General features: G+C 38.8%; 11 protein-coding genes and 1 rRNA gene. 7 read left to right on the forward strand and 5 right to left on the reverse strand.

Features of this window, described 5'->3' with window-relative positions; all coding sequences use genetic code 11:
• A partial coding sequence (locus ACEW8O_RS18635; protein ID WP_373496138.1) for an FAD-binding protein occupies positions 1 to 518 on the reverse strand: 518 nt, incomplete at its 3' end.
• A gap of 44 nt (positions 519 to 562) precedes the next feature.
• Positions 563 to 1,246 carry a succinate dehydrogenase cytochrome b subunit gene (locus ACEW8O_RS18640; protein WP_373496139.1) on the reverse strand — a complete coding sequence of 228 codons (684 nt, stop codon included), beginning with the start codon at positions 1,244 to 1,246 and terminating at the stop codon, positions 563 to 565.
• Positions 1,247 to 1,510: 264 nt separating this feature from the next.
• On the opposite strand from ACEW8O_RS18640, the gene ACEW8O_RS18645 reads away from it, so the two are divergent.
• From ACEW8O_RS18645 to fabD, 4 genes are all read left to right on the forward strand, one after another.
• Positions 1,511 to 4,288, forward strand: coding sequence for a gliding motility-associated C-terminal domain-containing protein (locus tag ACEW8O_RS18645; RefSeq protein WP_373496140.1), 2,778 nt, complete (start codon positions 1,511 to 1,513; stop codon positions 4,286 to 4,288).
• Positions 4,285 to 4,707 (forward strand): thiol-disulfide oxidoreductase DCC family protein, encoded by a 423-nt coding sequence (locus ACEW8O_RS18650; RefSeq protein WP_373496141.1) that lies wholly within the window; start codon positions 4,285 to 4,287, stop codon positions 4,705 to 4,707. Before ACEW8O_RS18645 ends, ACEW8O_RS18650 begins: the two co-directional genes overlap by 4 nt.
• A gap of 84 nt (positions 4,708 to 4,791) precedes the next feature.
• Positions 4,792 to 5,451, forward strand: coding sequence for a carbonic anhydrase (locus ACEW8O_RS18655; protein WP_373496142.1), 660 nt, complete (start codon positions 4,792 to 4,794; stop codon positions 5,449 to 5,451).
• Between the two features lie 90 nt (positions 5,452 to 5,541).
• A complete protein-coding gene (fabD, locus tag ACEW8O_RS18660; RefSeq protein ID WP_373496143.1) occupies positions 5,542 to 6,420 on the forward strand; it encodes an ACP S-malonyltransferase in 879 nt (292 codons plus the stop codon).
• Positions 6,421 to 6,434: 14 nt separating this feature from the next.
• Here fabD and folK read toward each other — a convergent pair whose 3' ends face one another.
• On the reverse strand, positions 6,435 to 6,932 hold the full coding sequence (folK, locus tag ACEW8O_RS18665; RefSeq protein ID WP_373496144.1) for a 2-amino-4-hydroxy-6-hydroxymethyldihydropteridine diphosphokinase: 498 nt from the start codon (positions 6,930 to 6,932) through the stop codon (positions 6,435 to 6,437).
• Positions 6,933 to 7,004: 72 nt separating this feature from the next.
• Here folK and sppA point away from each other — a divergent pair, with 72 nt between their 5' ends.
• Positions 7,005 to 8,765 (forward strand): signal peptide peptidase SppA, encoded by a 1,761-nt coding sequence (gene sppA, locus ACEW8O_RS18670; protein ID WP_373496145.1) that lies wholly within the window; start codon positions 7,005 to 7,007, stop codon positions 8,763 to 8,765.
• 24 nt (positions 8,766 to 8,789) lie between these two features.
• Here the strand turns inward: sppA and ACEW8O_RS18675 are convergent, their stop codons facing one another.
• On the reverse strand, positions 8,790 to 9,680 hold the full coding sequence (locus tag ACEW8O_RS18675; protein WP_373496146.1) for a flavin reductase family protein: 891 nt from the start codon (positions 9,678 to 9,680) through the stop codon (positions 8,790 to 8,792).
• Between the two features lie 96 nt (positions 9,681 to 9,776).
• Here ACEW8O_RS18675 and ACEW8O_RS18680 point away from each other — a divergent pair, with 96 nt between their 5' ends.
• Both ACEW8O_RS18680 and ACEW8O_RS18685 read left to right on the forward strand, forming a co-directional pair.
• On the forward strand, positions 9,777 to 10,637 hold the full coding sequence (locus tag ACEW8O_RS18680) for an endonuclease/exonuclease/phosphatase family protein (protein WP_373496147.1): 861 nt from the start codon (positions 9,777 to 9,779) through the stop codon (positions 10,635 to 10,637).
• A 261-nt stretch (positions 10,638 to 10,898) separates the two neighbouring features.
• On the forward strand, positions 10,899 to 11,057 hold the full coding sequence (locus ACEW8O_RS18685) for a hypothetical protein (RefSeq protein ID WP_373496148.1): 159 nt from the start codon (positions 10,899 to 10,901) through the stop codon (positions 11,055 to 11,057).
• Between the two features lie 2 nt (positions 11,058 to 11,059).
• Here ACEW8O_RS18685 and rrf read toward each other — a convergent pair.
• Positions 11,060 to 11,161, reverse strand: a 5S ribosomal RNA gene (rrf, locus tag ACEW8O_RS18690); the annotation flags it as partial.

Consider the following 11,161-nt stretch of genomic DNA (forward strand, 5'->3'; position numbering starts at 1 on the left):
GCTGAATAAGCTCCTAAAAGCAACTGTTGCCCGGTTTGTCCTTTGGCATAGAAAGTTCTTGAAACCTGCGCACCGCCAAAAGAACGATTGGCTAATAATCCTCCATATTCTCTTGCAAAAGGTACACCTTGAGCGACACATTGATCAATGATATTCACAGAAACTTCAGCAAGTCTGTAAACATTGGCTTCTCTTGACCTGTAATCCCCACCTTTGATGGTATCATAGAACAATCTGAAAACAGAATCACCATCGTTTTGATAGTTTTTGGCAGCATTGATTCCACCCTGTGCAGCTATTGAATGTGCTCTTCTGGGGCTGTCCTGAAAACAGAATGCCTTGACATTGTAGCCTAGTTCCGCTAAAGAGGCTGCTGCTGAGGCACCGGCAAGTCCGGTTCCGACCACTATTACTTCATATTTCCTTTTATTGGCCGGGTTGACCAATTTTACATTGAATTTATGTTTGGTCCATTTTTCTGCCAATGGGCCTTCGGGTATTTTAGAATCTAGTATCATCTAAATGAGATTTTATATTTCTACATTCAATTAAATCCGCTGAGTCAAAGTGTTTTGATATACATGACCAGAGGAATCATTGCAAAGAGTGCCGGAATTATGATGGAGAAGCCAATACCGACTTTATGGATCAAAGGAGAATATTTGATATGGTTCAGACCAAGGGTTTGAAATGCACTTGCAAAACCGTGGGAAAGATGAAATCCAAGGAATCCCATGGATATCACGTAAAATGCAACATATAATATATTGCTGTAGGCTTCTGAAACTATGGCAAAAACGTTCTTATATGTCACCCCATCATAAACCGCTGTAGGTATTTCTCCGAACTTGAATTCATACCAGAAAGCTCTCAAATGAACCAGCAAGAAAATCAGTATAAGTGTGCCTAGGATTCCCATATTTCTGGATGACCAGGTAATGTTGTTTTGAGGTTTGCTCAAAGCATAAGCAACAGGTCTGGATTTCTTATTAAGTCTTGTCAAAATAATTGAATATATAACATGCAATAAAATGAACGCAAAATTACCTATTGAGATTACCCTGATCAATAGATTCGTACCCATATTATCTGAATATATATTAAAAGCTTGACCCTCGTCAGGAAGGAGCAATTGAAGGTTTCCTCCCAAATGCACTACTAAAAACAATATCAGAAATAAACCTGTAAGGGACATTACCAGTTTTTTGCCTAGGGTGCTGTTAAAGGTTTTTGATACCCAACTCATATGCTTTTTCTTAAGTGTTCGATTGATATTTGGTTATTAAACTACGGCGCCAAATTTACATGTGGAAAGTTTAGCAAACAATCCATATACAATTGATCGAACTTATTTTAATACATTCTAAATAGACTGGTTGCAACACTCAATAATTACAATATTGATTCGTTGATTTAACCAAGTGTTTAATTTTATTGTTTGATTAAAATGAATAATTTCATCCTGTTTTGGTTAATTTCGTATATCTTAAAAGATAAATTTAAATCCTACATGAAAATCAGCGCTTTACTTTTACTCACCTGCGGTTTTTTGTTCCTGTCTTTGACCAGTTCTTTTGCAACTCACATCCGTGCAGGTGAAATCACTGCCGAGAGAGTTTCCGTTCAAACTTTGACGTATAGAATTACATTCGTTGGTTACACCGATACCCGGTCCAGTGTGATTTTAGGCCCTGGCGATATTAATTTCGGAGATGGTAGAGAGGCAAAATTGAATTTGGAAGCAGACTTTGAAACCAAAGAGGCGTTGGGAAATCAGATTGAAAAAACCACTTTTGTTATCACCCATACTTATCAGGGGCCCGGGGAATATATTATTCGTTTCAAGGAATTCAACAGAAATGACCTGACACTCAATATGGACAATTCGGTGGATACACCGTTTTATGTTGAAACCAAGATAATCATAGATCCATTTATAGGTGTCAACAACTCCCCGGTACTTACCATACCACCTGTTGATAATGGAGCTGTAAACAAGCGATATATTCATAATCCGGGAGCGTATGATCCTGATGGAGACAGCCTTGCGTATGAAATGGATATACCGAAACAACAATTTCAAAGGCCTGTTAACAATTACCGAAGTCCTGCTTCCCCGGAATTCAGCTTCAATAGGGAAGATGGCGGTACGCCTCCTTTTCTGTCCTTAGATCCCCTTACCGGTGATTTGATCTGGGATGCCCCGGGATTGGCCGGTCAATATAATGTCGCCTTTCGGATCAAAGAATTCAGAAAAATTGACGGTGTATGGCGACAAATTGGATATGTGGTCCGTGACATGCAGATTATTATTGAAAATTCTAACAACCAACGCCCTGAATTGATATTACCGCCTGATCTCTGTGTAGTGGCAGGCACAAAAATTGAAGAAATCATACAGGGTTCTGACCCTGATGGTGACCCGGTCAAAATTGAGGTATTTGGGGATCCAATAGAGATTTCTGCCTCTCCTGCGAGTTACGAGCCTGTTTCCTTGTTCCAATCGAGTCCGGGGATAATTAACTTTGAGTGGCAGACCATCTGTAGCCATGTAAGAGAAAGAGAATATCAGGTAAGGATTAGAATTACTGATCAACCCAGATCTGGACCAGCTTTAGTTGACATTAAAACATGGAAAATTAAGGTGATAGCCCCCCCGCCTGTCCTGGAAGACTTGGAACAACAGCCAGGAAGAGCAGTGGATGTTCAATGGCAGCCATATTCTTGTTCAAATTCAGCTGAAACTATGCAAGTTTGGAGAAGAATGAACTCTGATCCCTATGAACCGGATTCTTGTGAAACTGGCATTAGGGCAGGGTATGAACTGGTAGGAACCACCAATATGTCAACTTTCAATTTTCTGGACAATAATCAAGGTGAAGGTTTGGCTCCTGGAAATACTTATTGCTATAGATTAGTATCTGCTTTTCCTCAACCTAGATTGGGCCAAAGCATAGTTTCCGAAGAAATATGTATCACAATAGATGTGGATGTGCCCCTCATAACCAATGTGAGCGTGGAAGAAACAGACAGCGAAAACGGTGAAATATTTATTAAATGGACTCCCCCTTATGATATTGACAGGGTTCAGTTCCCTGGTCCGTTTACCTACGAATTGTTTAGAAGTACGGGGCTTACAGGTAACCAAAACAGGGTTTCTGTTTTTAGTACCTCAGATACAATTTTTACCGACACAGGGTTGAATACGGAAAACCTTGTTTACAACTACAAAGTAATCCTCAAAGAAAACAATACCACTATTGACAGTTCAAGTTCTGCTTCTTCGGTGAGACTGGAACCTATAATAATCAACGAAGCAATAGAACTCAAGTGGACCTTCAATGTCCCATGGAACAATGCGGTATCTGAATTCACCCATGAGGTATATAGAAACAGAAATGACCCTGAAGCCCAGGATGCTGATACATTTGAACTCATTGGGGAAGTAGATGTGACCACAGCCGGTTTTACTTATTTTGATGACGGCAGGCATAATGGTGTAATCCTGAAAAAAGAAATTGAATACTGCTATTATGTCATCACTAAAGGTTCCTACAATATTGATTTGCTTGAATATCCGTTGGAAAACAAATCCCAGATAATCTGTGCAAGGCCTGATGATGACAGGCTTCCCTGTCCACCTGTGCTGACATTTGAAGGGCCTGTTTGCAGTGAATTTCTTTCTGACAAAGGTTGTAATTTCAATTCATTTGTTCATGAACTTAGCTGGGAACCGGATTTCACAAATGTCTGCGATGATGAATTGAGTGCTTTCAGATTATACTTTTCTCTTGATGGAGAGGATGGCCAATTTAATTTGGCAGGCACATATTCGACATTTGAGAGAAATGCTGTTCTTTCAAATTTACCGAATTACAAAGGCTGTTATTATATCACCGCAATAGACCGTTCGGGTAATGAAAGTGATGCGAGCAATATAGTCTGTGTGGACAATTGTCCAAACTATGAATTACCAAATGCATTTACTCCAAATGGTGATGGGGTGAACGAAACCTTTATGGCATACGACAACCCCTTTGCAAGATGTCCCAGATTTGTTTTAGGTGTTGAAATATTTATAGTCAACAGATGGGGCGTGGAGGTATTCAGCTATAACAGCCTTTCATCCAACGAAAATGATATTTATATCCGTTGGGATGGTACAGATAAAAACGGTAATCAATTACCTGCCGGGACTTATTTCTATTCAGGAACGGTGAGGTTTGACGCCCTTGATCCTGCATTACAGCAAAAAACACTGAAAGGAACAATCCAGGTACTACGGTGAGATTTCAGGATAAATTCCGGATAGTGCTTTTCGATGGGGTATGCAACTTATGCAACAGTGCTGTAGATTTCATAATCACTAGGGACAAAAAAGAAAGATTCAAAGTTGCTGCATTACAGGATAAGGCAACCAAAAGATTACTGAAAAATTATCAAATCAATAATGAATATTTAGATTCCCTTGTCTTTATTCACAGGGAATCTGTATTTTACAAAAGCAGGGCTGCTTTGGAAATTGCTAGAAATTTAGGCGGAGCATGGCCTATTATGTATGTTTTCATTATAGTTCCGAAATTTATAAGAGACCCTTTATATGATTGGATTGCCGGTAACAGGTATAGATGGTTTGGGAAAAAAGAAATCTGTCGCTTGCCAACAGATAAAGAAAAAAAGAGATTTTTAAAGTTAGAGGACCTTTAAATTGTCAGTATTTCCGCTGATAAGGTTTCATTTGGTAATTTAACCCAATTACTGTATTATTAAATAATCAAATTTTAACCGACTATGGATATATCTCATGTATTTGAAAACAATGAAAACTGGATTGCCGCTAAACTGGAAAAAAATCCGGACTATTTTAAAAACCTGGCAAAGGGCCAGAATCCTGATATTCTTTATATAGGCTGTGCAGATAGCCGTGTAAGTGCCGAAGACCTTATGGGCGTTCAGCCCGGAGATGTATTTGTTCACCGAAATATAGCCAACATGGTCATTAGCATTGACCTGAATGCTATGTCAGTGTTGACCTATGCTGTAGAATACCTCAATGTTGACCATGTTGTTGTTTGTGGTCATTATTTTTGCGGAGGGGTAAAGGCAGCTATGGATGCGGCAGACCTGGGAATCCTTAACCCATGGTTGAGAAATATCAGAGATGTTTACCGAATTCATAAAAATGAACTTAACGCAATTAAGGATGAAACTTTGAAATACAATAGACTTGTGGAGTTGAATGTTCAGGAACAATGTGTCAATTTATTGAAAACGGCAGTTGTTCAAAAAGCTGTCAGAAATAGAGGGATGAAAATCCATGGATGGGTATTTGACGTTGGCACCGGAAAGTTGATTGATCTGAAGATTGATTTCAAAGCAGCTTTGAAAGAAATTACAGAAATCTATGATCTGGGAGGTATGAATATAGATTCTCTTACCATAGATAATTAAAAATGCAAAATTAGATTTAATTACCATTAAGAGGTCTTTCCCAAGACCTCTTATTTTTTGATATCTTTACACTTTACCAAATCAAAAATAATGAAAAAAGCATATATTTTTCCCGGTCAGGGAGCCCAATTCCCGGGAATGGGAAAAGAATTGTATGAAAGTAGTCAGGAGGCAAAATCTTTGTTTGAAAAGGCCAATGAGATTTTAGGTTTCCGGATTTCAGACATTTTGTTTGAAGGATCTGAAGAGGAACTCAAGCAGACAAGAGTGACCCAACCGGCCATTTTCCTTCATTCCGTTATTCTTGCCAAAACATCCTCGGACTTCACTCCGGATATGGTTGCGGGACATTCATTGGGAGAGTTTTCTGCTTTGGTAGCCAATGGAACCCTTGCCTTTGAAGATGGATTAAAACTGGTTTACCAAAGGGCTTTGGCCATGCAGGAGGCATGTGAAATCAATCCTTCAGGGATGGCAGCGATTTTAGGTTTGGAAGATGAAAAAGTAGAAGATATCTGCGCATCCATTAAGGGTGAGATAGTAGTACCCGCCAATTACAACTGCCCCGGACAACTTGTCATTTCGGGGAGCAATAAAGGGATTGAAATTGCCTGTGAAAAAATGAAAGAAGCAGGTGCTAAAAGAGCACTACCATTGCCGGTTGGAGGTGCATTTCATTCACCTCTGATGGAACCTGCACGTGAAAAACTCCAAAAAGCCATCGAGTCCACCACATTCAAAATACCTAGCTGTCCTGTTTACCAAAATGTAAGCACCACGGGTGTCATTGATGTTCAGGAAATCAAAGATAACCTTATAGCCCAACTAACAGCCCCTGTCAAATGGACTCAATCTGTCCGGCAGATGATTGAGGATGGTGCTGATATTTTTATTGAATGCGGACCGGGAAAAGTTCTTCAAGGCTTGGTCAAAAAAATAAATAAAGAAGCTGAGGCCGCAAGCATTTAAAGAAAGCCCGTAATTCATTCCGGGTTTCGTTTTTCAAAAACCACAACCTTGCAAGGATCTGAGCACAATTCAAGTAACTCCTGCTGGCTTTTTGCAAGGAGCGGATGTAAAAACTCAGGAATAACTTCTTTTAAAGGTTCGAGCACAAATCTCCTTTCCTCAATATATGGATGGGGAATAATCAGAGATGAAGTTCTTATTATTTTGTTCCCAAAATACAAAATATCAATATCCATTGTACGGTCTCCCCATTTCAGATCTCGATTCCGACCCATTTTATCTTCTATGGCCTGAATAGTAGTCAGCAGGTTTTCGGGACTCTGAGTAGTTTCAAAAATCAATATCTGGTTCAAATAATTTCCCACTGATTTCCCTCCCCATGCAGTTGTCTCATAAATTGAAGAAGAAAGCTTGGGAATCCCAAATTGTAACATCAACAACTTATTAGCCTCTCCAATCAAAGCCCGTCTATCCCCAAGATTTCCTCCAATAATTAAAACTACTTTATCCATTTACCTGTTATTGCTCACATCGGTTAAACATAAATAAAAAAGAAGTATTTTTGCCAAATAATAAAGAAGATTATGAGATTTCTAGGAAACGTATTGGCCGTTATCGTTGGCCTTTTAATATTTTCAGTAATGAGTTTTTTTATCCTCGCCGGTATCATTGCTGTGATATCATCCTCAGAGGATGAAGTGAAAATTAAAGAAAACACAGTTCTTGTCTTAGATCTTGAGGGAAGAGTATTAGTTGAAAGAACCAGTGAGGATGATCCGGATTTTTCTTCATTCACCCTGATAGGGGGAGTTCCAAATGTTGGACTGATAAGCTTGAAAAAAGCAGTAGCGACAGCAAAAGAAAATGAAAATGTAAAAGGAATATTTCTCAAGGCAGGAACTTTTGTAGCTGGTCAGGCCGGAATGAAGGAATTTCGTGATGTTTTATTGGATTTTAAAGACTCCGGTAAATTCATTGTAAGTTATGGAGAGTATTATTCGGAAGGAGGATATTACCTTAGTTCTGTTGCTGATGAAATATATATCAACCCTTCAGGTTTAATGGAATTCAACGGATTTGCAGCAGAAGTCGTATTTTTCAAGGGTATGTTTGAGAAATTGGAAATAGAACCTCAAATATTCCGTGTGGGAGATTTTAAAAGTGCTGTCGAGCCGTTTATGCTCGAAAAGATGAGCCCCGAAAATAGGTTGCAGACTGAATCATTGTTAAATGATCTTAACCAGACTCTTTTACAGGAGGTTGGTGATTCAAGAGGTATCTCTTTGGAGCAGATTTCAGAAATAAACTCTAAGATGTTGGTCAGAAAGACCAAAGATGCTGTTGATTATAAAATGGTAGATGGACTTTGGTATGAAGACCAAGTTATCAATTTACTTAAAGAAAAGTTGGGTTTAACGGAGGAGGATAAAGTGAATACCATCAATGTTACCAATATTAACCAATCTTCAAAAACCAAAAACAGGCTTTCAAAAAACCGGATAGCAGTCATTGTGGCAGAGGGGGATATAATGAGCGGTGAGAGGGAAGGAACTATTGGCTCTGATAAGTTCAGGGAGGAGATCAAAAAAGCCCGTAAAGACAAGGATATTAAAGCAATTGTCCTTAGGATAAATTCTCCTGGAGGGTCGGCTCTAGCTTCAGAGGTAATTTGGAGGGAATTGGAAGAGGCTAAAAAAGAAAAGCCTCTCATAGCATCTATGGGTGAAGTTGCCGCATCCGGAGGATATTACATTGCAGCAGGTGCGGATACTATAGTAGCTCAGCCAAATACCATAACAGGTTCCATAGGAATTTTTGCACTTTGGTTCAATGCTCAAGGATTTCTAAACAATAAATTAGGTATAACCACAGATGTGGTCAAAACTGGCGAACTATCGGATTTTCTCAGTCCTACCAGAAAAGTATCTGAAACGGAAAAAGTTATTTTCCAAGGCCAGGTAGAAGAAGGTTATGATGTTTTCCTTACAAGGGTAGCGGACGGAAGAAACAAAAGCAAAGAAGAAATCATGAAAATAGCATCAGGAAGAGTTTGGACAGGAAATCAGGCATTACAGAATGGACTAGTGGATGTTTTGGGTAGCTTGGAAGATGCCATTAATATAGCCGCAAATAAAGCAGAGGTTTCAGATGATTTCCGCGTCATTTATTATCCTCAGGAAAAACCTTGGTTTGAAAGATTGCTTGGCCAATTTTCCAACGATGTTCAGATCTTCTATCAAAAACAAAAACTTGGATCTTTTTATCCTATTTATCAACAAATGGAAAATGTAAAGAAATATGAGGGATTAATGGTTAGAATGCCTTATGAATTGATCATTCAATAAAAAAAGGAGGGTACGCTCCTTTTTTTATATCTGAAGTAAAATTTTCCATGCTGTTTCAACATCACCATCTTCAAGTACTTCTTTTGCATATTCATGGAGATGAAAAATCAAACTTTCTCTATCATTTTTAAATCTAAGTTTCAAATCTTGAATTTCAGCTTTCATTGAGAAATTTTCTATTTCTTCTTGGTTGGGTAATGCTTCTATATTACCTAATCTTCCCAAATTATTTCCTGACAATACCATGCTGTTTTTGATTGTTACCGGAATATTATCTACACCTATGCCCTTATTTCTTAATGGCTTGGGAATTTCAAATAATGAAGCCCCACTTGCCCGGCAATACCAATTTCCTCCCATTCTGGCTACTGCATCCAATTTATTGGGATCAATTTGATCATTTCCATCCAATATTTCCTCGTTGAGATGCATCAACAATACCTCGCAGATTACCAAATTCGCCGACCCACCTCCTTCACCAACAGGAATTATATCAATCACCTTACATTCAAATGCCGCAGGCGCTTCCTTTACTCTTGGTGGTTTTACCAAAATGGAAGGTTCTTCAGTCAATCCTGATTTTGAAAATTCATTGACTCCTTTTTCATATTCCGTGCTGGACAGAGACATTTGTTCCACTATTTGAAAATTGACAATATTAATAACTACTTCCGGTACTTCTTTTACGTTTTCCAAACTATGTTTGGTCGTGTTGTCCCTTACTCTCCTTGAAGGTGAAAATATCAAAACAGGTGGATTGGAGCCAAAAACATTAAAAAAACTAAATGGACTTAAATTGATTTTTCCATCCAGATCAACTGTACTGGCGAAGGCTATAGGCCTTGGCGCTACTGCACCCAATAGATAACCATGGAATTGAGATGTAGAAAGTTCTTTAGGATCAATTATTTTCATTTTGTCATGGATTTAAGGGATATTAGATTTCTGAAGGACATATCAGGTTTCTTTGGAACAATTGACTAATTTAATAAACCATTAAATTAAATAAATATGAAGCGTAATTGTTTTTCGGTTTTACTTTTAGCCTTTTTTGTTCTCTTGGTAATATCTATTTCCTATCAGAATTCTTTTGCTCAAACTTACCAAATAGCAACGTATAATATCAGGTTTGATAATCCCAATGATATTGGGAATTTATGGAAAGACAGGTCACCCCATCTCATTAATCAGATCAAGTTTCATAAAATGGACATTATCGGTACCCAAGAAGGACTTTATCACCAATTGGAAGAATTGAAAACCGCCTTAAACTTTCCTTACATAGGAATAGGTCGGGATAAGGGAGGTAAAGAAGGAGAGTTCAGTGCCATATTTTATAACCCGGATATGTTTACAGTTTTTGAACATAGCACTTTTTGGCTATCAGAGTCTCCTGACAAGCCGTCCAAAGGATGGGATGCGGCATTGAATAGAGTCTGTACGTGGGGGAAATTTGAAGACAAGGCTGGAAATATATTTTATGTCTTCAATATTCACTATGACCATGTAGGCCAAAATGCAAGGGAAGAAAGCAGCAAATTGGTCGTTCAAAAAATCAAAGAAATAAATATAGAGGGGCATCCTGTAATTTTCATTGGGGATTTCAATGTAAAACCTGATAATCCTGCCTATGCGACTGTTTTAGAAAATTCCAATTTAAAAGACAGCCGATTGGTCTCACAAACCCCATCTATTGGAAATCAAGGGACTTTCAATGGGTTCAATTGGGAAAGACTTCCTGAGGGAATTATTGATCATATTTTTGTAAGCACGGAAATCAAAGTTTTGAGACATGGAATTCTGACCGACAACTATGGCATGAAATACCCCTCTGATCATTTTCCTGTAATGATAGAATTCTCTCTCAAATAAGCTTTGTTCGTTATTTTTCAAACATCTATTTTAGATATCTCCCAATTATTCAAATACAGTTTATTTGCTGCAATAAAAGTGAAGGCCCAATAATTTCTGACGAAAAAATTTAATTTTTCTATAATCTATATTCAAGTATTTACAACAAGGTGAGGTTCACGGGCATTTCTTAAATCTACAATCTACAATCTGCAATCTAAAATTCTTTACTCACCCCCCTAAAACGCCAAAAGCCAGCTTTATGGGCTAGCTTTTGATAATGTGGCGGCGGCCTACTCTCCCGGGTGTAACCCCAGTACCATCGGCGCTGCAGGGCTTATCCGCCACGGCGGATCGGGATGGGAAGAGGTGCCTGAGGTCATTATATTAATGGCAACTCCCCTAAACGCCAAAAGCCAGCTTTGCGGGCTGGCTTTGTGATAATGTGGCGGCGGCCTACTCTCCCGGGTGTAACCCCAGTACCATCGGCGCTGCAGGGCTTAACTTCTCTGTTCGGGATGGGAAGAGGTGGGACCCCTGCGCTG

It is taken from the genome of Aquiflexum sp. (assembly GCF_041749095.1).
GTDB lineage: Bacteria > Bacteroidota > Bacteroidia > Cytophagales > Cyclobacteriaceae > Aquiflexum.